Raw genomic sequence first — 22,877 nt, forward strand, 5'->3', positions numbered from 1 at the left:
TGTTCGTTCCTATCTATTGTAAAATGCAACCGGATTATGGGTCTTCTCATGTCCTATGGTAGTCGGCTCTCCGTGTCCCGGATAAACCATCGTCTCGTCCGGCAGTATGAATAAGCGCTCTTTGATGGAGTGTATGATCTCTGCGGCGTTTCCTGTCGGAAAATCGGTCCGTCCCAAAGATTCCGCAAACAAGGTGTCTCCGGATATCAAAACATCTTCCTCCTCAATCCATAGGCAGACAGAGCCGGCGGTGTGCCCCGGAGTCTCCAGCACCTTCCACTTGAAACCGGCAAGCTCCAGAACGTCCCCATCCTTTACCAGGCAGTCCGGGCTCAGCGAAAAGCCGGTTCCGTAGGAGCCTGTCATATTAAGCCTGGGATCCCCCAGAAGCTTCGCTTCCTTCTCCGCCGCGTAGACGGTTATCTCCTTGAATGCACGGCGGATCTCCTCCACCGCTAAAATGTGGTCGAAATGGCCATGGGTCAGCACGATCGCCTCCGGAATGATTCCATACTCCCTGCACTTATTCAGAATATGGGCTCCATTGTCTCCCGGGTCCACAATGACCGCCTTTTTTAAATCTTCCCTGTAAACCAGGTAGCAGTTGGTTCCGACCATTCCAACGGTACACGTTCTGATTCTGAAATTATTCATACGCTCATCCTCTCTCTCCACGTTCATTTCCCTCTGCTTTATTATAAAAGCCTTTTCGTCAATGACCCTGCCGGAAATTCCGAAGTCTTCGGTGTGCCGGCAGGGTCATAAGGAAAAGCAAAACTGCGTTATCCCGCAGTCCTCTCTATATCAATTACGCCTTCAATTTGTCTCAGTTTATCGGTCAGCCGGTTCAGTTCCTCCACACCGTGAATATCGAATGTCATCGTGATGGTGGCCTTTCCCTGTTTGTTCGTTCTGGAATTCATGGAGGTGATATCGATCTGGCGCTCCGTGAAGACCTTGGAAATATCGACGAACATACCGATCCGGTTGTTTGCATAGATCTTGATCTCCGTCGAGTAGCGTTCCTTCGTATCATCGCCCTCCGGTGTCTGCCACTCCGCATCGATCAGACGGCTTCTCTCATCTTCCGGAAGGTTGATGACATTTACGCAGTCGGTCCTGTGGATGGAAATTCCACGGCCGCGCGTGACAAAGCCTACGATCTCGTCGCCCGGTACCGGGCTGCAGCATTTGGAAAAACGGACCGCCAGATCATGGATTCCCTTGACCACGATGCCGCTCTTGCTGTGTTTGTTGACAGGCAGTTTATTGCTCATGTCCTCGATATCATTTAAAATCGTGGTATCGGTGACTTCCTTCTTCATCTTCTTGGCCCGCTCATCCACCATCTTGTTGATGACCTGGCCCTCTTTCAGTCCGCCGTGTCCGATCGACGCCAGCACGGACTCCCAGTCACGGAACGCATAGCGCTTCATGACCTTATCCTGATACTCCGGCTTGTTGATATCGGAATAGACGATACCCTTCGCCTTGCAGTAGCGGTCCACCATCTCTTTGCCCCGGAGAATATTGTCCTCCTTAAGCTCTGTCTTGAACCACTGGTTGATCTTATTCTTGGCCTGTGTGCTCTTTACGATATTCAGCCAATCGCGGCTCGGCCCCTTGCAGTTCTGGGAGGTGATGACCTCCACCTGGTCGCCGTTCTGGATCACATAATCGATATTGACCAGCTTACCGTTCACCCGCGCGCCGACCATCTTGTTGCCAACCGCACTGTGGATGGAATACGCAAAGTCAATGGGTGTGGAGCCGCTTGGAAGATTCTTGACATCGCCGGATGGGGTGAAACAGTAGACACTGTCGGAAAACAGGTCCAGGTCGCCCTTGACCATATTCAGGAATTCCTTGTTGTCTGACATGTCTTTCTGCCATTCCAGGATCTGGCGCAGCCAGCTTAACTTCTCCTCTTCCTTGCCTGCCGCCACCTGTCCGCTTCCGCTCTCCTTATACTTCCAGTGGGCAGCGATACCATATTCCGCGGTCCGGTGCATCTCATACGTACGGATCTGAATCTCAAACGGCTGACCGTTGCTCCCGATCAGTGTTGTATGAAGTGACTGGTACATATTGGGCTTCGGCATGGCGATATAGTCCTTGAACCTGCCAGGAATCGGCTTATACAGTTCATGGATGACGCCCAGCGCCGCATAGCAGTCCTTGACGCTGTCCACGATGATTCTCACCGCAAACAGGTCGTAAATCTGGTCGAGAGTCTTGTTCTGGTTTACCATCTTCTTGTAGATACTGAAGAAATGCTTCACTCTTCCGTCCACCTTGGCTACGATGACCGCCTCGTTTAAGTGTTCCTGCACTTCATCCACGATACTCTTTACAAACGACTCTCTGGCGTCTTTCTTTAAGGAAATCTTCTCAGCCAGATCGTAATACACATCAGGCTGCAAATATTTTAAGGACAGATCGTCCAGTTCTATCTTAATTTTGGAAATACCGAGCCGGTGAGCAATGGGGGCATAGATCTCCATGGTCTCGCGGGCTTTTTCCTTTTGTTTCTCCGGTTTCATGTACTGGAGCGTTCTCATGTTATGAAGCCGGTCCGCCAGCTTGATGATGATGACACGGATATCCTTCGCCATGGCCAGAAACATCTTCCTCAGATTCTCGGCCTGCAGCTCCATCTTATCCATGGACCAGGACAGCTGAGTCAGTTTCGTAACGCCGTCGACAAGAAGCGCCACCTCTTCCCCAAACTCTTTTCCCAGTTCATCGAGCGTCATAACAGTATCCTCCACAACATCGTGAAGGATTCCTGCCGCGATCGTCTCCTTATCCATCTCTAAATCGGCCAGAATAATGGCAACACAAAGAGGGTGAATGATATACGGTTCACCCGACTTCCTCTTCTGCTCCTTATGAAAATCATCAGCAACATGGTAAGCCTTTTCGATCATGCTGATATCATCGGAAGGATGGTATCTGCGGATACTGGCGATCAATTCCTGATACAGCACCTCCGGACTGGTAAAATCAGCCGGAGCCTCCAGTTCCTCATCATTAGGCGACTTGATCTCCACCGCACCGTCAACCCTTCCAACTCCCAATGGAGTCTTATTCAGTTTTTCCATGGTTGATTCATCTGCCATATACTGTCACCTTTTCGCAACTTATCGGTTATTATAAACATAGTTAACATTCATTATAAAATTTTTTGACGAAAAATGCAAATGGTTTTTTATCCCCATGTGCCAGCAGCCGAAAACAGGTTGCAGTTCACTCCCCACCAGGGACACCGCAGTCCGGTTCGGCGGTATCCCTGGTGGGGAGTGAACTGTAGCAAAAACGGAAGATGAGATTCGGTAAGCCAGCTTATCGAATCTCATCTTCCCTACTCACCTAAAACCAGCTTTCGCAGCCTGCCTTTCACCTCTTCTCCCACAAACGCCCCATCAATCGCATACTCATTCATCTTCTTAAGTTCCTCTTCCCGGAATCCCAATTCACTCATAATCAATTCTGCCTCCCGCTCCAGGGAAGTGTCGGATACCGTCATATTATCGGTATTATATGTGACTCTTATGCCCCTGTCGAAAAACTTCTTCAGCGGATGCTCCTTGATTCCGGCCACAGCCTTTGTCTGCAGATTGCTCACCACGCACATCTCCAGGGTGATCTTCTCCCGTTCCAGCAGCCTCATGCAGTCTTCCGACTGAATGGCCGCACAGCCGTGCCCAATTCTCTTCGCGCCAAACGCCACGGCTCTCGCCACATTCTCATAATCTCCGCATTCCCCGGCGTGAATCGTAAACGGTACCCCGGCCTGATACACCCGCTTAAACATTCCTTCAAAATGCTCCATCGGAACGAATCCCTCCGGCCCGGCGATATCGGCTCCGACCACACCGTTCACGGTCTTTTCTCCGCAAAACGCCTTCGCCAGTTCCATGGTCTCCGCATTCTCTGCATCGCTGCCGTTTACCATGGCGCAAAGCAGCACACCTGCGTAAATTCCGGTCTCCAGACATCCTGCTCTCACGCCTTTCACAACAGCCTCCACCGCCTGTCCCTGCGTAAGTCCCTTCTGTTTATGAAGCTGCGGTGCAAATCGAATCTCTGCGTAAACCAGCCCCTGCCCGGCCAACCTTTTCACCAGATCACAGGCCGCATATTCCAGCGCCTCCTCCGTCTGAAGCAGAATGCCTGGCAAATCAAAGCATTTTAAATAATCCGGCAGGCTTTCACAGTTTTCGCCTACAGACAGCAGTTTCTTTACATCCTTCCCTTCAAAATCATATTCAATTCTATCTGCCAGTGTTTTTACTGCATCAATAGACAGCGATCCATCGAGATGCAGGTGTAAATCCGTTTCCGGTCGTCTCATAATCAATCCCTCGTTTCTGCAAAATGATAGATTCAGTATAACATAATCATAAAATTCGCGAAAGAGCGTTTCCAGTTGTATTTTTTTGAAAAAAGCATTATGATTAGAATCAGGATACGGACCTCCGCGGCAGATCTATCTTACATAAAAAAGGAGCTTCATGAAAAACAAAAAAGAAAACAGCAATACAGGTAATTCCCATTCCTTAGACCCGTCTTTCATCTGGAAAGATGCAGCAGGTCTTATCACGAAAGAACTGGGAAAATCCGTGGGAAGTGAACGAATTTATATTCATTTAGACATTGTACCTCCAGGTACTTTCAGCACATCGTACCACAGCCATTCCTGCCAGGAAGAGTTCTTCTATATTATGTCAGGAACCGGAACACTTCGTCTCAATGATGAGAACTATCCGGTCGGACCAGATGATTTTCTCGCCAAACCCGCAGGCAAAAATATCGCTCATTCCTTCTACAATTCCGGCAGTGAAGATTTGTGCATTCTCGATATCGGAACCGTAGATCCTGAGGATACCTGCTACTATCCGGACGAACAGATGTATCTGCATAAATCAAATGGAGAGAGAAGAACGTACCGCGCGGATGCTACCGAAAGCGACTGGTCTTCCGCCCCGAACGATCACTCACACGCTATGCGCACGATTCACCGCGACAATCAGCCGCACAAACACAAGAAAGGAGAATAACAATCATGGATACTATGAACGCAATCCGCAATCGCAAAAGCTTTCGTGGCCCCTTTACAGACGCCCCCGTTTCACGGGAAGATTTGACAGAACTTCTGGAGGCAGGTTACTTAGCCCCCTCCGGCTGCAACCTGCAGACCACCAGGCTGATCGGCGTGGATGATCCGGAGCTTCTGGCCAAACTTGCCGATATCTACAGCCACGAATGGGCAAAGGGAGCCACCGCCGCCATCCTTCTGCTCGGCAGCTTCACTATGTCCCCCAGCGGAGTTTCCTACCACGTCCACGATTACTGTGCAGCCGCTGAAAACATCTATCTGGCTGCCGCTGACAAGGGCCTTGGAACGGTGTGGATTGAAGGTCAGATCCGCGGAGAAAGGGCAGAAAAGATGGGCAGATTACTGGGTGTTCCGGAGGATCAGACCGTCTATATCTACATGCCGGTGGGTTATCCCGCACAACCCGGTCCTGATGCCAAAAAGAAGCCGTTTGAGGAACGGGTATGGTTCAACGGATACGGGGGCGCCGAATCATGCACTTCACCAGAATAATAAAAAAAGCAGGCGTTCTCACCTTCCTTGCCCTGACTCTGGCCCTGGGCCTGACCGCCTGCTCAAAAAGCCTGGCAGGGGAGGCGGATTCCTCCTCCCAGACATCCACGCAGCAGTCCCCGGCCTCCGATACAGCCGGACAGCAGACCGCCGCTGTCGATTCCACAGCCCCGTCTGCCGGCCAGATCTACTTGTTCGGTGAGGAACATGCCGTGGAAAAAATCCTGAATAAAGAGGTTGAAATATGGAACGATTATTACCACAACCAGAATATGAGACATTTATTTGTGGAGCTTCCATACTATACCGCAGAATATTTAAACCTGTGGATGAAGTCGGACAGTGACGAGATCCTCGATGCCATCTACGATGACTGGGACGGCTCCGCTGCCCACAATCCCTACATCAGGCCATTTTATAAGGCAATTAAGGAAAAGTGCCCCGAGACCATTTTCCACGGAACCGATGTGGGACACCAGTACCTCTCGACCGGAGAACGATATCTGGCTTATTTGAAAGAAAACGGGCAGGAAAACTCCGAGCAGTACCAGTTTACACAGAAGGTTATCGAACAGGGAAAATACTATTACGACCATTCTGACGATGTCTACCGTGAAAACATGATGGTAGAAAACTTTATCCAGGAATACGATAAGTTAAATAACATAGACATTATGGGCATCTACGGAGGCGCCCACACCAATCCCGAGTCCCTGGACAACACCGGTACCATTCCATGCATGGCAAACCAGCTGAAGGAGCATTACGGTGATGTCATTCATTCGGAGAACCTGATTCTGGCTGTGAAAGACGACACTCCCGTCCGAACCGGCAAACTCACTGTCAACGGAAAAGAGTACGAGGCTTCCTACTTCGGGAAACAGGATTTAACAGGCTTTAAGGATTATTTATCCCGTGAATTCTGGCGCCTGGACAATGCATACGATGATTTTAAGGGCTGTGCTTTAACCGGAGAGCAGCTTCCCTATGGCAATTACCCCATGCGGATCGAAACCGGACAGGTCTTTGTCATAGACTACACTAAAACCGACGGTTCTGTTACGAGGCAGTATTACCGGTCTGACGGAAACCAGTGGAACGGATCGCCGTCAACGCAGGGCATTACCGTGGAGTAATTTCTCTCTGCTCGTAGATATAAAAATGGCTGCGCCGGAAAGTACGATGAGATATTCTGTGCTTTCTGACGCAGCCATTTTCACTTATTTTCTTATGACGCCTGACGGTTTGATTTCATATGTGCATTTCATATATCCAGTTCTTATATCCATTTCTTATATTCATCTCATATACTCATCCATGGCTTCCGCCACCACTTTGGAATAGGCGGCCGCCTCCACCACAGTTCTCGCGCCCAGCACCACATCGCCGGAGGCAAAGATTCCCGGGATCGTTGTCTGGCCATTCTCATCGGTCATCAACAGGCCGTTGGGCGAAGCCTTCAGCCCTTCCGTCGTATTGACGAGCTTGCTTTTCGGACCCTGGCTGATGGAAATGATCGTGGAATCAGCGTAAATCTGTTCCATCTTCTCATCGACACCGGTCTGATTGCCCTCCTCGTCGTAGAGTATATTTTCAAACACCGGTCCGTCATCTGTGATCTCTGCAATCTGTTTCCCAAATTCGAAGGCCGCGCCATCCAGTCTGGCGTAGGCGGTCTCATGTTCACTGGCATTGCTGGCAAGGCCTCTCGCATATAAGGTCACCTCACGGGCGCCGTGACGGATCACGGTACGGGCCACATCCATGGCCGAATTCCCCATGCCGATAATGGCCACCCGTTCTCCCAGATCGTAGGCGTCCGGGTTCGCCAGATAGTCGATGGCATAGTGCACATTTCCAAGGGATTCCCCCTTGACGCCCAGGGTCTTCGGCCTCCAGACTCCGGTTCCGATAAAGATGCTCTCGTATCCGTCCCGGAACAGATCTTTAATCTCCAGCGCCGTGCCGATGGCCGTGTTGGGCCTGATCTTCACACCGATTTCCAGCAGCTTCTTCTTATAGCGGTCCAGGATCGTCTTCGGCAGACGGAACGCGGGGATTCCATACTGAAGGACGCCTCCGATCTTATCCTTCGAATCGAAGATGGTGACGCTGTAGCCCTTCTTTGTCAGCAGGATAGCAATGGTAATTCCGGCCGGGCCCGCGCCGATAACCGCAACCTTTTTTCCATTTTTCGGCTGACACTCAATCTTCATCTTATCAAAAATAGTATCGGAAATGTAATTTTCAATGCTGCTGATATGGACCGGCTGTCCTTTTCTGCCGAGTATGCAGTGGCCCTCACACTGATTCTCATGATTACATACCAGAGAGCAGACTAAGGACATGGGATTATTGGCGAATATCATATCTCCCGCCCGGTTTAAATCGCCTTCCTTAAACGCCTCGATCATTTTGGGAATCGGTGTGTGTATCGGGCACCCCTGCTGACACATCGGCTTCTTGCAGTTTAAACATCTGTTTGCTTCATCAATTACATGAACAGCCATGACAATCCCTTCCTTTCACTGTTTGGAACACTGCTGTATTTTGTATACAATTATTTTTGTCCACATCATAGCACAAAGGAAACCAGTAATCAATATCCGGACTTCATGTATTGAAAAAAATAAATTTTGATATTTTATTATCTTTTTCGTTTATTTTTAAACGATTTGAAACAGGGCTTGGGGCCGTTTAATCCCCTCACTTCTTATCCCCCCAGATCACCGCTACAACGGCACAGAGAATTCCGCTGATGGGGTAGACGATCCAGGCAATCCGAAACATATCCCATGCCAGCCCCAGATAGAGGAAGAGAGCCGTAGCCAGAAGCATAATGACACCGCACGCCTTTCCCACGATCGTCTCCCCTTTCTCTCTGCTCCCATCGTGGCGCTTATTGTATTCCTCCACCTCATACTTTTCCTTCTGAATTCCGAAGTACACAAACATACCAACCGCAATGGTGACACAGAGCAGGAAAAAGCCGCCGGAAAACTGTTCTTTTAAAGGAATGTTTATGGAATCCAGCGCGATATTCACACAGATTCCAAACAGGATCAAACAGACTGCAAAAGCGATGGCAATGCCGAGTCTTCTGGTGAAGACGGAACGCTCTTCTTCCGAATAAAAATCCTGAATATGAGGATATTTCTTTTCAAACGCTTCCATGCTGATACCGGTCACAATCATAACGGCCACTGACACGCCCACGACCGCGATCAAAAAAATCGCCAGAATATCCTCATGAACGATCCCATCCAGGAAAGCCATCAGCGTAACCGCGGCCAGAATTAATGTAACGCAGGCTGTTATGCGATGGGAGAAGCTGTTCATGAAACGGTCGTATCCCGCAGCATCCGCCTGGTCCTCCAGTGTCATATCTCCCTTGACCAGGGAATCCATGTCACAGTGAAACATATCGCAGATGATTAACAGTTTTTCCATCTCCGGATAAGACTGACCCGATTCCCATTTGGAAACCGCCTGCCTCGATACCTCCAGCTGCTCCGCCAGCTGTTCCTGAGTCAGATTGTTCCTTTTTCTCAACACTTGTAAATTATCAGAAAAACTCATATATTTTCCCTCCTGTAGGATATATTTTATAGTCTTATTCTACAGTTGCATGGCCGCCACTTCCACCAACCTGACGTAGCATTCCATTTTTTTCATGCTACTTGCGGTTGCATCCCTTATTTTGCGTGCTTTTTGATGAGTTCTATTACATAAAAACGACCGGCCGCACGGTCTGCCTTTTGGCAGTCTGATACTGCGGCCGGCCTCCATAAGGATCGCCGTTACCTTATAGTCTGAAAATTGTATCTCCGGATTTTATCGTTTCAAGTACTCTTATTTCTCTAAGTTCATCTTTAGGAACTGTAAGGGGATTTCTTTCCAGTACAACCAGGTCTGCATCCTTCCCCGCCGCTATGCTTCCCTTCCTGTCCTCTTCAAAAATCTGGTACGCCCCGTTCACCGTCACGGCCTTAAGCGCTTCCATTACGGTGATCGTCTGCTCCGGTCCCAGCACACGGCCCTTTGCCGTCTTCCGGTTCACGGCGTTGTGTACCGCCCCCATCACGTCGGGCGGAGCCACCGGACTGTCCTGATGAAGCGTAAAGGAGACTCCGCGCTCCAGGGCCGAACGGGCCGGGCTGATACGGGCCGCCCTCTCCGGGCCCAGCACGGACTCATAGTGGTAGTCGCCCCAGTAATACACATGGTCGAGGAAAAAGCTGGCAATCATGCCGATCGCTTTCATCCGATCCAGCTGATCTTCCCGCACGGTCTGGCAGTGAATGACCACAGGGCGCAGATTCTTCTCACTTCCCGTCTCTTCAAGTACCGACTGATAGCAGCGGATCATCTGCTCGATCGCTTCATCTCCGTTGGCGTGTACATTGATCTGCCAGCGGTTTTTCACGCAGGTACGCATGATATCCATCACATAGGCTTCCCTCTGCACCGGAAATCCCCGGTAATCCGGCTTTTCACCGTCCGGAACCACGTAGTACGGCTCTGACAGCCAGGCCGTCTTCCCCTGAGGCGAGCCATCCAGAAACAGCTTCACTCCCGCGGGGCGCAGATGGTTTTCATAGCCTTTCGCCGCAAGCGCTTCCGGTCCCTGCTCCGTCAGAAACTGACCGGCCAGCTCCGGTATCAGATACATGACCACATCGTTCTTTAAAAGTCCCATGGACGCGGCTCCCTTTAAGAGCTGATACTGCCCTTCCGTAACCTTGCCGTCGTGAACCGTAGTCAGGCCATAGGATGCGTACAGCTCTGAGGCATCTCCCACCGCCTTCACTACATCTTCGGGAGCCGGCCCCTGCATCACTCCGTTTTTCCCGAGAAATGCCTGTTCCTTCAAAAGCCCTGTGGGTTCCACGACTCCGCCCTCGGGAACTGTGAAATGATCTCCCGTGTACCCTAAAAGCTCCAGCCCTTTCGTGTTCACCACACACAGATGGCCGGAGACGTGAGTCGCCGCGACGGGAATCTCCGTGCTCACACGGTCTAAGTCTTCCTTCGTGGGATGAACGCCCTCCGGGAAGACGCTGTTGTCGTATCCCATGCCCAGCAGCCACTGGCCCGGTTTTAGTGAATGCGTCTCCAAAAATGTCTTCAGCACCTGCACCACGTCCTCCACGCTGTCGCAGGTTCCCAGCGGCGACGGCTTTAGGTTGGCGATTAACAGCTGGTACGCCACCGCGCTTAAGTGGGAGTGGCCATCGATAAAGCCGGGAAGCACCGTATGGCCTTCCATGTCCCAAAGCGCGCCGTCCGGAGCCAGCGCCTTCATCTCCTCCAGCGTGCCGGTTCCGCCGATCATTCCGTCCCGGATCAGAACCGCCTCCGGTTCAGTCCGGGACTCATCCATTGTCAAAAATGTTCCATGGTACAGGATTTTATCCATTCTCTACACCTCTGTGATTCATTTTCCTCAATTAGTTACCCTCGTAGGCAATCAGGGATTCCACATCATATCCCTCTAATTTTTCTCTTCCATTCAAGCCCTTTAACTCCATGATAAAGCAGATCTTTACAACCTCTCCGCCCATCTCCTTTATCAGTCCGATAATGGCCTCGATCGTGCCGCCCGTGGCGATTAAATCATCGATGATCACGACCTTCTGGCCTGGCTTTATGGAATCTCTGTGCATCTCGATGGTGGCTTTGCCGTATTCCAGCTCATAATCGGCGGAGATAACCTCCCTCGGAAGCTTTCCCTGCTTTCTCACCGGAACGAAGCCTTTGTGCTCCGCGTAGGCAACCGGAACGCCGAAGATAAACCCTCTCGATTCCGGGCCGACTACGACATCGTAATCCACATCCTTTAACATCTCCCGCACGCCGTCAACCGCCAGTGCCAGTCCGTCCGCGTCCTGCAGAATGGTGGTGACATCCCGGAAAATGATGCCCGGCTCCGGAAAATCCGGGATACTTGTTACGTAATCTTCTAGTTTTTTCATGCTTTTTACCTCTTCTTTATATTTTGTAGTTTTACTTTTTTCATGCATCATTTCATAGGACAAGCTTTCCTCGTATGAAATAAAAAACAACCGGAAACCATGAGCGGTTTCCGGCAGCGTTCCGAATCTTCCTTGCTCTTCGCGGCCCTTTCATTATAGCACAGGCCCACGAAGAAATCAGTCTATTTTTTTGCTTTTCTTTTTACATTTCTTATTCCTGTACGGCAAAAAAAATGTACCAAAGCTTCCAGCCAGCCGGGACGCAGAAGCTGCAGCGCCATTACAGAAACAGCCTGCCCTGCTCGTCAGCCTGCCTGGGCAGTGCAATCATCAAATCAATCAATGTCATTGCAAACGGAATTCCGGTCCAGCAAAACAGCAGGTAAATAAAACCCAGGGCATACTGCTTCGTATAAAACCGATGACCGCCGGCCCAGCCCAGGCACAGGGCTAACAGGATATATTTCTTTCTGTATACCGGTACCGGCTGTCTGGTCCCGGCATGGTTTGCGATGAAATCGCCAAGACGCATCCACCACTTCGGTTTATCCACGATTCCGTACTCTTTTTTCAGCGCAGCCATCTCCTCTTCCAGAGCGATCATCCGGTTGGGATCAATGTAATCCGGATGGTCCTGCATCCTTCTTTTCCCCATCGTTTTACCTCCTGCCGCCGGGAGCCGCACTCCCGGCAGGTATCTAACCCTCTAATCCATGAAAAACCAGTCCGCATATCCCATCTTCTCCAGGTTCTCTTTGCTGATCCTCAGGCTTTCAAACGGGTCTCTCCCGTACGTGGTATCCTGTTCAATAAGAAAATATTCGCTGCCTCCGGCAAAACCGGCTTCTATACATTCCTTAACCGGAAGATTCCCCTCTCCTATCTCCGCAAATTCCACGATGTCAGAAAATGCAGCCATGAAGGCCTTCGGATCAAACGGTCCCTCCGGCATCTGAATCTGTCCGATGCGGTAATCCTTTAAATGGAGCAGCCGGATTCTTCCATCATACTTCTTTATGAATTCCACCGGATTCTCTCCACCGCGGTGGATCCAGTGGATATCCAGCTCAAATCCCATATATCTGGTATGATTCCTGATAATGTCCAGCAGATATTCACCGTCATACTTTACGAACTCCACATGATGGTTGTGATAATATAAATCAATTCCCTGCTCTTTTAATCTGCCGGCGATCTCATCTGCACGTTTCACAAAATCCAGAGCCTTCTCACGGCTCCCCATGCAGGTCATTGGAAGCATGCCGATACGCAGCATATCACAGTTTAACGTCCTGCAGTCCGCCACAATCTTATCGAAATCTGTAGTCAGGTATTCCCCTGGCATACCCGGCATCATCGGCTCCATGGCTGCGCTTAAAGCTGCGATTTTAATTCCGAATTCCTCACAGGCCTTCTTCATGCCTGCAACATTCTCCTCTGTCATAGGGATCTGAGACACCTCCACGCAGTGATATCCCAGCTCTGCGCAGGCCTTTAGTGTCCCATAGGCCCCAAGTTCTGCAATTTTATCTTTGATGGTACTCATCTGAATTCCGATCAGTCCCTTATTCATACGATATCTCCTCTCTGAAATCACGATATGGTTACGTAAGCGCCGCTCCTGCCAGACTCTAAAATGGCGTCTATCAGGCGTATGCTCATTTCCGCGTCCTTTACTCGGATATAGTCCCCTTTATCCTCTTCCAGTACCTGATAAAACCTGCGAATCAGTTTTTCGTGACTGGCGCCGTAATAGAAACGGGTCCCTGGAAATTTCCTGTCCTCAGTCAGATACTTTTTTTCTCCATCCGGCAGGATTTGATACAGGATATTTTCCTCTATACGGAACTCAGCGCGTTCCAGCTGGACCGCAATCTGCACCGCCTCGTTCTTGTAGCTGGCATTCGTGGCAAAGAACAGACCTCTCGCACCATTTGCATAATCCAGCCTTGCGGTCACCGTATCCTCTACCTCGATGCCATAATCCATGATCTGGCTTACAGAGGCTTTCAGTCCTTTCACATTTCCGCCTAAATAGTACAGAAGGTCCAGAGTATGCACCGACTGATTGATCATACAACCTCCCCCTGCCGTAATCCAGCTTCCTCTCCAGGGCTTTACGCGGTAATACTCGGCCGGACGGTACCAGGGCACGATGCCTCTCGTCCCCACCACCTGCCCATATTCACCACATTCTATGAGCTTCTTTAACAGCTCCACGCTTTCGTTGAGACGGTTCTGCAGGCAGATGGTGATACGAACCTCCGGATGCGCTTCTTCCAGCCGGACAAACAGTTCGGCTTCCTCCGTATTTAAGGCCACCGGCTTTTCACAGAAGACGCTGCATCCCATCTCCACCAGCTCTTTCGTCACCGGATAATGCAGGTAATGGGGCAGACACACATGAACACAGTCCGGTCTTTCTTTCTCCACCAGCTCATGGTAATCCGTATAAAAGGCTGTGCCGGACGGCGCTGCTTCCTTCGTCTCCGGATTGCTGTCGCAAACCGCGCACAGAACCATATCCGGACTTGACTCTATGATCGGTATATGTATTTTGGATATATCTCCCAGTCCAATAACTGCGGCCTTCTTCATCTTTCTTCCTCCAGGTTCTGCGGATATGCGCCGGTGCAGAACCGGCGCATTTACGCTAATGCTGGTACTGTGGAATTCGTGCAATGCAGTACTAGCGGGTTGGAAATTTGCCTTCGGCGGCAATCTTCCTGTTTAGTTCTTCCAGATACAGCTCCTCGTCGACCGGCAGATCCACTTCCTTTCCCAGCCAGCTGGAAAGCAGGGTCGCATTCGCCAGGTTTACACCGTTGATGCCGTCGGCCCCCGGTGCCAAAAGAGGGGTTCCCTCCAGTATATGGCATGCGAAATCCTCCATTACGGTCATATGCTGCACGCCCCATCCATCTGTATTCTCAAAGGTTTCCACCGTGTACAGGCCATCTGCTCCGGCAGAGTTGCCCTGTGTCAATTTCACCAGCTCCATCATGGACATCGTGCGGTTTAACTCGTCTTCCTTTTTCTTCAGCCGGTAAACTGTCGCTGTTCTGCTGTCTTCCACGACAATCTTTCCGCCGTCCAGGTCGATCTCCAGACGGTCTGTACCGATGGGATCATGGGTACAGGTTACAAAGCTCCCGGTCGCTCCGCCAGGATATTCCGTAACAATGGTAACGTCGTTCTCCACAATAATATCCCTGTGATCGCCATAGATGCATTTTGCGTAAACCTTATTGGGGATTCCGCATATCCACTGCCACAGATCCAGCTGATGAGGCGCCTGATTGACCAGGACACCTCCGCCCTCTCCTCCCCAGGTCGCGCGCCAGCCGCTCTGACGGTAATAGCTGTCCGGACGCCACCAGGAATTGATAATCCAGTTAGAACGGCGGATCTGTCCCAGTTCTCCGGACTCGATGATATTCTTAACCTGCTGATACAGCCTGTTCGTACGCTGATTAAACATAATACCGAAAGCCGTCTCCGGATGCGCCGCCGCGCATTCGTTCATCTCACGCACAGACTTTGCGTATACCCCCGCCGGCTTCTCAACCAGGACAATCCTCCCCCTTTCCAGACAGTAAATCGCAATCTCTGTGTGGAGATAGTGGGGAACCGTCGTAACTACCGCGTCAACCGTACCGGAATCCACCAGATCCTTCCAGTCTCTAAAAAACGGTGTCTCGGGATACTTTTCTTTACACATGGCCTCCTTCGCAGGGTCCGTATCGCACAATGCACCGAGGGCACAGTGAGGCGGACACTCCGGTGCGGGCATCCCCGGGAAGCCGCCCCTGCCCGTTAAAAATCCAGCGTACGCGCCTCCCTGCGCCCCGATTCCAACTAATCCAAATCTTACTTTATCCATAATAACTCTCCTTTCCACCTAACACTCTATAGCGTTTAATATCTCTTTCAGAGCGTGATACTGCATCGCGTAGCCTTCCGCACCGTCCGTGGCCTTGTTTTCCCGGATAATACTGTCCGCATCCGCGAGCTCCAGGGATTTCAGCGCATCAAATACTACCAGATGGGGTTCCAGTGTCAGGAAGCCCTCATACCCTTCTTCTCTGACAGCTCTCTCCAGAATCTCTTTAATTTTTCCTTCGCCGGTCCCGCAGAGCACATTTTCTTTATCTGATACCACGGCATCCTTAATGTGGATATAAACAACCTGGTCATGGAGAAGCTTCCAGCACTCCGCAGGGTCCTCTCCACACTGCACAAAGTTGGCAAAATCAAAGACTGCCTTAAAATGATCACTTCCCAACGCATCCAGGATCACCCTGCAGCGCTCCTTCCCATCTCCATAGATCCCCTTTTCATTTTCATGGATCAGTACAACGCCGTACGTTCCGGCTACAGCGTCAAACTTTATCAGCTTTTCGATCACTGCTTCCCGGTAGTCCTCCGGATTCCGTCCCTCCGGAATATAGAAACTGAAAATGCGAATGTAACGACAGTCCAGTACCTTTGCGATCCTGCATAGCTCCTCCAGCTGAACCAGCTGCTTTGCGAACCCTTCCTCATCACCGATTTCAACTTTACCGATGGGAGAGCCTAAGGAAGATACCCGGACTCCTGCGTCCTTAAGCTTCGGCAGCAGCTTCTCCGTCACTTCTTTTGCCGTATAATCGGCTATACTCTTACCATCGGCAGTACGAAGGGAAATGTACTCCATACCAAGTCCCGTAACCACCTTCAGCTGTTCATCGAAATCAGAACTGATCTCATCGGAAAATCCGGAAATCATAATTTTCTCCATATGAAGCATCCTCCTGTTTTAAGCATGCTGCGCCTGCGCTTTGATTTCTGCGATCCTTTCCTGAATTTCTTCCATCTTTTCCTTTGTCAGAGGATAGAACTTCATGGCAACCAGGTTACAGAACAGGCCAAATAAAATCAATCCAAAGAAACAGGTCAGGCCGATGACTTTCAGTTGAGGACTATAGGGAGTATCTACAGTAGGCAAAGTCTCTTTAAAACCGATCATGGCGCACATAACGCCTACGATACTCGCCGCCAGAGAGGAAATCAGCTTATCTACAAAACTGAACAGGGTTCCCATCAGGCCTGGAACGTATTTGCCGGAACGGTAAACTTCATAGTCGGCACAGTCAGCAGTCATGGGAATAACGATGTTGCCGGATACTCCCATACACCCCTGTCCCAGAATATACAACACCAGGAATGCGACGGTGAAGAAATTCCAGCCGGTGAAGCCTGCAATACCCGGAAATGACATCTGCGCCGGATCTCCGACCACAAACAGTACAATATTTAAGATTGTAAAAATGAGACCTCCCCAGGTTCCGAACAGCATGGCCTTTCTCTGTCCTAAACGGGTTGCGATCCAGCCTACGCCGAAGAACAGGATCAGCATGTTCGGAATGGACGTATAACCGGCTACAGCGCCGGACAGTGCATAGTTGCCGCAGATGATTGCATACAGGATAACGCCTATGGTAGAGTTGCTTCGGACAGAGGATGCCAGCTTATCCGTAGATGCCGCTACTACCAGCATCTGGATAGCTCTGTTATTCTTAAGCACTTCCCAGTAATCCTTAAACCCTACCTTGACCGCTTTGCCTGTACCAAAGAACTCCAGGCGGTCCTTGCTGGAAATGCAGTAAACTGCAATACAGGTCAGAATCGCGGATACAGCTGCCACATAGCACCAGATTTCGTGGAAGAATGCGGCGTTGAATCCGCCGTGTTTCGGTACTAAATAACCGGAAATAAAGATCGGAAGCACCGCAAATACGAGCGTATTATAAACGCCGTCAAATATCGAGAACAGAGGTCTCTGCCTTGGGTCATTGGTCAGACAGGACTGGGCGGATTTCGTAACTACGCATTGGAACGTATAGCCAATGATATAAATCATGTAAATCAGCACAAAGAAAATAAAACGCGCCCCCTGCGGAAAGAGATGGGTAACATGAAGCAGGATAAAGCTTGCCACGGCAAGAATCACATTCCCGATAACCATAAACGGACGGTTTTTGCCGAATTTTGTATTCGTCTTATCTACCAGATATCCGATAAACGGGTCTGTGACACCGTCCCAAATACGCATTGTGGTAATCAACGTTGATGCAACGACTACACCTACGCCTACATAGCCGGTTAAGTAATAAGCGATAAAGTTCATCATAAACATGTACAGGTTCGTAGCCGTATTATTAAATGCAAATCCCCCGATCTGCCACAACTTCGCGCGGTGCATGCCGCTTGTATTCGTTGTTGTTCCCATATGTATAAACCCTCCTGATATTTTAATAAAAGCATGGTCCCGTTAGGACAGCCGTCCTCCTTTTTCTAACGACATTTTAACACTGCTCAGAAAAATGTATGAGGAGAGTTTTTGTAGAAATCTGTAATATTATTATATTTTTTGTGAGCTCCCTACAATTGGGTCCTGACGAGAATCAGCTCCCGATACTCGCTGGGAGTTTTACCTGTAGCCTTTTTAAACAGCTTGCTGAAATAATTCACATCCGAGATTCCCACATCTGCCGCAATATTCTGAATCTGCATATTGGACGTATTCAGATAACGGATCGCCTGCTTCATCCTCTGCTGGTTTACGTATGCCGTAATGGTTACTGACATCTCCTTCTTAAACAGTGAGGACAGATAGCTGGGATTAACACAATACTCTGCCGCCAGATTCCTGAGTGATAAGTCGGACATCAGGTTTAAATCAATATGGTTGACTACCTTTTGAACCAGAGGCGAATATCCCTGAAGAGAGTAATTCCTCACGAGCATACAGTACTTGCGAATCATCTCCAGATTGAACCGGTCTGCCTCTGTCTTCGTCATCAGCGTTTCTATCTTCTTCGCAAACCTGCAGGACAATTCATCGATATGTACCGGATGCACGCATCCCGCCTGGGCCGCCTTCCGGTAAAGTGTATTGGCCGTAATCATAAGATTCCTGAAGTTCCTTGCAGGATCTTTATACCGTTTGGCAATGTGGAAATTACGGAATCTCCCATGAACCTTTAAAGCTTTTTCCATATTTCCCTGAGCTATGGCAGCCAGCAGCTCCTCTTCTGCTTTATATCTTTCTTCAATCAGCTTTGCCGCCAGAGGCTCAGCCGCAGGATTAGTGAAAAAATTCATATCCCCGTATTCATCAATGCTTTCTCTGCGGACAACTTCCATTTCCACTCCACCATAGAGTTTCCCTGCCATAGCTGTAAGGACTGCCAGCCATGGCTCATAGAGCAGCATAACCGGAACCGCATTATAGTATTCCTGCAGCTCCTTCATCAGCCCCATGGGGATTTTATGGGACTGCACAAGCATATTGAGCTGATACTCATCCACATATTCCTTCTGATACGGCCCAACTAACACCATTTCTCCATACTGGCCTTCTTCCTTCGGTATTCGGAACAGGCAGTACTCCATTTCAAAACAGTCATTTAAGAAGTACAGGATCCCCTCCCGGCAGAAACTGTACAGATGCCTTACCGTCTGTCCGATCCCGCCTTCCTCCATAAACGTTTTCCTGATACCCAGGTCAAAATCCCCGATTTCGTCATCAGGTGTTTTTATGACTGTCATATTTACTCCAAAGCCCCCTACGAACTCCTCAATGACTTCCAATAAATCTACCTGCATCTTTTCCTCCATCTGTTTTACAAATATACGAATTCTGCATCAGGACACACGGCCTGTGATCTAATTGCTAATATACCTTAAAACGTTTTGGAATCGGTAGAACAATTTCAAGCATATATCGTAAAATTTTTACCCCAAATGATCGTTACTCCTGAAATTTTGCTGTTTACTGCATCAAAAAAGAGCCAGGTACTGAAAACCTGGCTCTTTCATAAAATTCTCTGTTAATTTCTCGGATGTGCCCCCGCGTATGCACTGCGAACCGCCTCTCCCTGGGCATAATTCATGTACATCTGGGTCGTCGCCATATCGGAATGGCCCATCATGGCCTGAACCGCGTGAATATCGGCTCCGTTCTTAAGAAGATGGGCGGCGAAGGAGTGACGCAGCGTATGAGGCGTTATATCCGCCTGAATACCGGCCTTTTCTCCATAAAATTTAATAATCTTCCAAAAACCCTGGCGGCTCATGGGGCGGCCGCTGCAGTTGGTGAACAGCCACTCGCTCTCCTGGCCCTTTAACAGGCTGACGCGTCCGTTTTCCATGTAATTCAGCATGGCCTGCTTCGCAACCTTCCCGAAAGGAATCATGCGCTCTTTATGTTCATCCCGGCATGTGATAAAACCGACTGCCAGATTGATGTCTTCCACCTTTAAATTAATCAATTCCGAAACACGGATTCCCGTAGCATAAAGAAGCTCCAGCATGGCCTTGTCCCGGATCTCCTTCGGCGAATCGCCGTTTGGCTGCTCCAGTAAGCTGTTCACTTCCTCCACTGTCAGTATGGTCGGGGCTTTTTTCTCAATCTTCGGAGCCTTTATAAGTTCCGCCGGATCTCTTCGAATCCGTCCCTCTCCGAATTCATAGTGAAAAAACGCTTTCATGGAAGCCAGAGTTCTGGAAATGGTTGTAGTCGCCCTGCCCTCCTTCTCCAGATACAGCACATAGGAATTAAGGCTTGTCTTTGTAACCTTTTCCACATCCGTAATTCCCTGCGCCTCCAGATAGGAAGCCAGCTGCAGTAAGTCTCTCTGATAAGAGACCTCCGTATTCTTAGAGGTCTTCTTCACCTCTCTTAAGTACTTTACAAACTCATTTATCTCCGTAACCATCTCTACGTCCCCTAACCTGCCGGTATCAAAACAGCCCCAAAATCGGCCTCTTCCTATCCATTATATAGAGTTATTTCGATAAAATCAAACACATTTTTCCCACTTTGGGGGCATTTTCGTACTACTTTACATAAAAAGTACAACATGTTGGAAACGCAGGGATTTTTCTCGCAACATGTTGTAAAAAAAGTTTTAAATATTTTTTTGACTTTTTTCTTCATTTAGCCTGAAATGCCCTTTTCATGCGGTCTTTCAGACATTTTTACCCAGTCATGCTCAGGAAGTAGGGATTCAGCCACACCTCGCACGCGCTTCCGGCAGCCACAAAGGCCAGCACCAGAAGCAGCGCCGGAATTCTCAGTCTTCCGTTTCTCCTGATTCCCCACATAAGCAGCAGACACCAGACCGGAACGTACAGAAATGCCTGCGGCATCACACTCGCAAGAAAAAACGGCAGTCCCAGAATTCCCTTCTGTCCCGTCATGACGGATAAGACCACCCCCACCGACAGGCCGAAACCGGCGCTCAGGACGCAGAAGCACGGCACCGCGTAGGCGGTCAGGCCGATCAGCCAGGCGATCAGCACTTCAATCATCCTCTGACGGCAGATATCTCCAAACAGCGCCAGCTGCTCCGTCCTTCCCAGATTCGACTGGTGGCTCAGCAGATTTAAATAGTATCCCGCCTGATCGCTTAAAGAAGCATGCAGGAAATTAGCCGCGGCTGTCCCTGCCAGGAGTCCGGCAAAAAAGAACAGGATAAAACGGTTTCCGCCGCTTCCGTATCCCACGGCAGGCAGGGCAGCCGGGCTTTTCCGAAAATGGATGGGCGTAAACGTTCCGCCCCGTATCCGAAATCTCGGCCCCATGCTTCGAAGTCGTATGGCCATATACAAAAACCCCCTCACAGGTCTTGTCACAATCTATGCCTGTAAGGGGATTTCTATGCACCGGATTCGCCGGGGAGCGGCTGATTCGTCCCGCCGACCGGCTAATCCGCCTGCTGCCGACCGGCTAATCCGTCCGTTATTCCACATGGTATTTTCTGGCGTATGCCATGATGGCGGCGATCGTCTTTCCGTCCGTAATTTTTCCTTCAAAAATAAGCTTCTCCAAATCAGCAACTGTCCATTCTTCCACATCGATGCACTCGTCGTCATCGAGATGCTGTCTGGACGGCTCCAGTTCCCTCGCCACAAAGATGTCGATGGCCTCGTCACAGAAGGCCACGGTCGTGTTCACGCTGATTAAATACTCCATCTTTTCTTTGTCTGTCTTAAATCCGGTCTCCTCTTCCAGCTCCCTGTGTGCACAGTCCAGCTTCGGCTCCTCCGGGAAATCCAGAGCGCCGGCCGGAATCTCCAGCGTATAGCGGTCCAGTGCGTTCCGGTACTGGCGGACCATCAGAAGCTTTCCTTCCTTCGTCACGGGAACCACTGCGGCCGCGCCGTTGTGATGGATAAAATCCCAGTGAGCCTCATGCCCATTGGCTTCCACTGTGTCCTCGTAGATCTTTAAAATTGTTCCCTGATACTTAAGTTCTCTGTTTAATCGCTTTACCGGCGGCTGTTCCATCTGATATCCTCCATCTTTACACTTTATTTCTTAATTATATATTTCGTCATTCTGATAAGTGGCGTCATTTTATATTTTCACATTTCTCATAACAGGCGTCTCCCGCCTTAATCACCGCATTGCGGAAACCATGTTCCTCCAGCGCCGCTACCGCCGCGATCGTCGTACCGCCCGGCGAGCAGACCTTGTCTTTCAGCGCACCTGGATGTTCTCCTGTTTCCAGCACCATCTTCGCGCTTCCCAAAACAGTCTGGGCCGCCATCTTATAGGCGGTGTCCCGGGGGAGTCCGTACTTTACCGCACTGTCAGCCAAGGCCTCGATAAACATGTATACATAGGCCGGAGAGCTTCCGCTGGCACAGACAACCGCACTCATCAGCCGTTCCTCCACGATACACATCTCACCAAATGAGGTAAATATCTCCCGGATGGTCTCTTTTTCCTCATCATCAAACGCCTTTGCATCGTAGCAGACGCCCGTCATCCCTTCGCCCAGGAGCGCCGGTGTATTCGGCATCGCCCGCACCACCCGTTTTTCTATTCCCAGCTTTTCCTTCAGCTGGCCGATGGTGATTCCCGGCGCAATGGAAATAATCACATTGGCTTCCGTCACCACGTTGCGGATATTTTTAAGCACCGGATCGAAATACTGGGGTTTTACCGCCAGAATGATGTACTTCGCCTGATTGGCACATTCCGCGTTGCTTCCCACATGAGTGACTCCCGTCTCCTCCGTGATCTCTTCGCATTTCTCCTCGTTCACATCCGTGAAAATGATGTCTCCCTTACCATATACATGAAGCAGCCCCTTTAATATCGCACTGCCCATATTGCCGATGCCGATAATTCCAATCTTCGCCATATACGATGCCTCCTGTTCCTTATGTTTTGCCTGTTCCTTATGTTCAGCCTGTTTCAATGATACATATTCTAACACTCTTCCGTTCATTAT

Annotated in this window: 21 protein-coding genes; 3 read left to right on the forward strand and 18 right to left on the reverse strand. The window is 49.8% G+C overall.

The genetic code is table 11. The features are described 5' to 3' along the window. Positions 1 to 9 precede the first annotated feature (9 nt). The 3 genes from DFR60_RS20625 to add form a co-directional block, all read right to left on the reverse strand. Complete coding sequence (locus tag DFR60_RS20625; RefSeq protein ID WP_110324690.1) at positions 10 to 654, reverse strand: MBL fold metallo-hydrolase; 645 nt, start codon at positions 652 to 654, stop codon at positions 10 to 12. A 128-nt stretch (positions 655 to 782) separates the two neighbouring features. Then, positions 783 to 3,122 carry a RelA/SpoT family protein gene (locus DFR60_RS20630; protein WP_110324579.1) on the reverse strand — a complete coding sequence of 780 codons (2,340 nt, stop codon included), beginning with the start codon at positions 3,120 to 3,122 and terminating at the stop codon, positions 783 to 785. A 242-nt stretch (positions 3,123 to 3,364) separates the two neighbouring features. Further along, the gene (gene add / locus DFR60_RS20635; protein WP_110324580.1) at positions 3,365 to 4,357 is read right to left on the reverse strand and encodes an adenosine deaminase; all 993 of its coding nucleotides are present in this window, start codon (positions 4,355 to 4,357) and stop codon (positions 3,365 to 3,367) included. Positions 4,358 to 4,517: 160 nt separating this feature from the next. Between add and DFR60_RS20640 the strand changes: the two genes are divergently transcribed. The 3 genes from DFR60_RS20640 to DFR60_RS20650 are packed head-to-tail and all read left to right on the forward strand — an operon-like array spanning position 4,518 to position 6,750. Beyond that, complete coding sequence (locus DFR60_RS20640) at positions 4,518 to 5,063, forward strand: cupin domain-containing protein (protein WP_110324581.1); 546 nt, start codon at positions 4,518 to 4,520, stop codon at positions 5,061 to 5,063. Between the two features lie 5 nt (positions 5,064 to 5,068). Further along, positions 5,069 to 5,614 (forward strand): nitroreductase family protein, encoded by a 546-nt coding sequence (locus DFR60_RS20645; RefSeq protein WP_110324582.1) that lies wholly within the window; start codon positions 5,069 to 5,071, stop codon positions 5,612 to 5,614. Next, a complete protein-coding gene (locus tag DFR60_RS20650) occupies positions 5,596 to 6,750 on the forward strand; it encodes a hypothetical protein (protein ID WP_110324583.1) in 1,155 nt (384 codons plus the stop codon). Before DFR60_RS20645 ends, DFR60_RS20650 begins: the two co-directional genes overlap by 19 nt. 162 nt (positions 6,751 to 6,912) lie before the next feature. Here DFR60_RS20650 and DFR60_RS20655 read toward each other — a convergent pair whose 3' ends face one another. The 15 genes from DFR60_RS20655 to proC form a co-directional block, all read right to left on the reverse strand. Beyond that, the gene (locus tag DFR60_RS20655) at positions 6,913 to 8,124 is read right to left on the reverse strand and encodes an NAD(P)-dependent oxidoreductase (protein ID WP_002602154.1); all 1,212 of its coding nucleotides are present in this window, start codon (positions 8,122 to 8,124) and stop codon (positions 6,913 to 6,915) included. Positions 8,125 to 8,320: 196 nt separating this feature from the next. Continuing rightward, positions 8,321 to 9,193 carry a helix-turn-helix transcriptional regulator gene (locus DFR60_RS20660; RefSeq protein ID WP_110324584.1) on the reverse strand — a complete coding sequence of 291 codons (873 nt, stop codon included), beginning with the start codon at positions 9,191 to 9,193 and terminating at the stop codon, positions 8,321 to 8,323. A 226-nt stretch (positions 9,194 to 9,419) separates the two neighbouring features. Next, positions 9,420 to 11,033 carry an amidohydrolase gene (locus DFR60_RS20665; protein ID WP_110324585.1) on the reverse strand — a complete coding sequence of 538 codons (1,614 nt, stop codon included), beginning with the start codon at positions 11,031 to 11,033 and terminating at the stop codon, positions 9,420 to 9,422. Between the two features lie 31 nt (positions 11,034 to 11,064). Then, the gene (locus tag DFR60_RS20670; RefSeq protein WP_110324691.1) at positions 11,065 to 11,589 is read right to left on the reverse strand and encodes an adenine phosphoribosyltransferase; all 525 of its coding nucleotides are present in this window, start codon (positions 11,587 to 11,589) and stop codon (positions 11,065 to 11,067) included. 280 nt (positions 11,590 to 11,869) lie between these two features. Continuing rightward, complete coding sequence (locus tag DFR60_RS20675) at positions 11,870 to 12,244, reverse strand: TM2 domain-containing protein (RefSeq protein ID WP_110324586.1); 375 nt, start codon at positions 12,242 to 12,244, stop codon at positions 11,870 to 11,872. Between the two features lie 51 nt (positions 12,245 to 12,295). Next, positions 12,296 to 13,162 carry a sugar phosphate isomerase/epimerase family protein gene (locus DFR60_RS20680; protein ID WP_110324587.1) on the reverse strand — a complete coding sequence of 289 codons (867 nt, stop codon included), beginning with the start codon at positions 13,160 to 13,162 and terminating at the stop codon, positions 12,296 to 12,298. Between the two features lie 20 nt (positions 13,163 to 13,182). Then, a complete protein-coding gene (locus DFR60_RS20685; RefSeq protein WP_110324588.1) occupies positions 13,183 to 14,187 on the reverse strand; it encodes a Gfo/Idh/MocA family protein in 1,005 nt (334 codons plus the stop codon). A gap of 91 nt (positions 14,188 to 14,278) precedes the next feature. Then, positions 14,279 to 15,472, reverse strand: a complete 1,194-nt coding sequence (locus DFR60_RS20690; RefSeq protein ID WP_110324589.1) for a Gfo/Idh/MocA family protein — start codon at positions 15,470 to 15,472, stop codon at positions 14,279 to 14,281. Positions 15,473 to 15,490: 18 nt separating this feature from the next. Beyond that, positions 15,491 to 16,369, reverse strand: a complete 879-nt coding sequence (locus DFR60_RS20695) for a sugar phosphate isomerase/epimerase family protein (protein ID WP_110324590.1) — start codon at positions 16,367 to 16,369, stop codon at positions 15,491 to 15,493. Between the two features lie 18 nt (positions 16,370 to 16,387). Next, positions 16,388 to 17,860 (reverse strand): MFS transporter, encoded by a 1,473-nt coding sequence (locus tag DFR60_RS20700; protein WP_110324591.1) that lies wholly within the window; start codon positions 17,858 to 17,860, stop codon positions 16,388 to 16,390. A 152-nt stretch (positions 17,861 to 18,012) separates the two neighbouring features. Beyond that, positions 18,013 to 19,239 (reverse strand): helix-turn-helix transcriptional regulator, encoded by a 1,227-nt coding sequence (locus DFR60_RS20705; RefSeq protein WP_110324592.1) that lies wholly within the window; start codon positions 19,237 to 19,239, stop codon positions 18,013 to 18,015. Between the two features lie 224 nt (positions 19,240 to 19,463). After that, positions 19,464 to 20,351: a site-specific tyrosine recombinase XerD gene (gene xerD, locus DFR60_RS20710; protein WP_002602131.1), complete on the reverse strand. Its 888-nt coding sequence runs from the start codon at positions 20,349 to 20,351 to the stop codon at positions 19,464 to 19,466. A gap of 262 nt (positions 20,352 to 20,613) precedes the next feature. After that, positions 20,614 to 21,240, reverse strand: a complete 627-nt coding sequence (locus DFR60_RS20715; RefSeq protein WP_110324593.1) for a stage II sporulation protein M — start codon at positions 21,238 to 21,240, stop codon at positions 20,614 to 20,616. A gap of 136 nt (positions 21,241 to 21,376) precedes the next feature. After that, complete coding sequence (locus DFR60_RS20720; RefSeq protein WP_002602129.1) at positions 21,377 to 21,925, reverse strand: NUDIX hydrolase; 549 nt, start codon at positions 21,923 to 21,925, stop codon at positions 21,377 to 21,379. A gap of 64 nt (positions 21,926 to 21,989) precedes the next feature. Further along, positions 21,990 to 22,787 (reverse strand): pyrroline-5-carboxylate reductase, encoded by a 798-nt coding sequence (gene proC / locus DFR60_RS20725; protein WP_002602128.1) that lies wholly within the window; start codon positions 22,785 to 22,787, stop codon positions 21,990 to 21,992. Positions 22,788 to 22,877 lie beyond the last annotated feature (90 nt).

Source organism: Hungatella effluvii (assembly GCF_003201875.1).
In the GTDB taxonomy this organism is placed as follows: domain Bacteria; phylum Bacillota; class Clostridia; order Lachnospirales; family Lachnospiraceae; genus Hungatella; species Hungatella effluvii.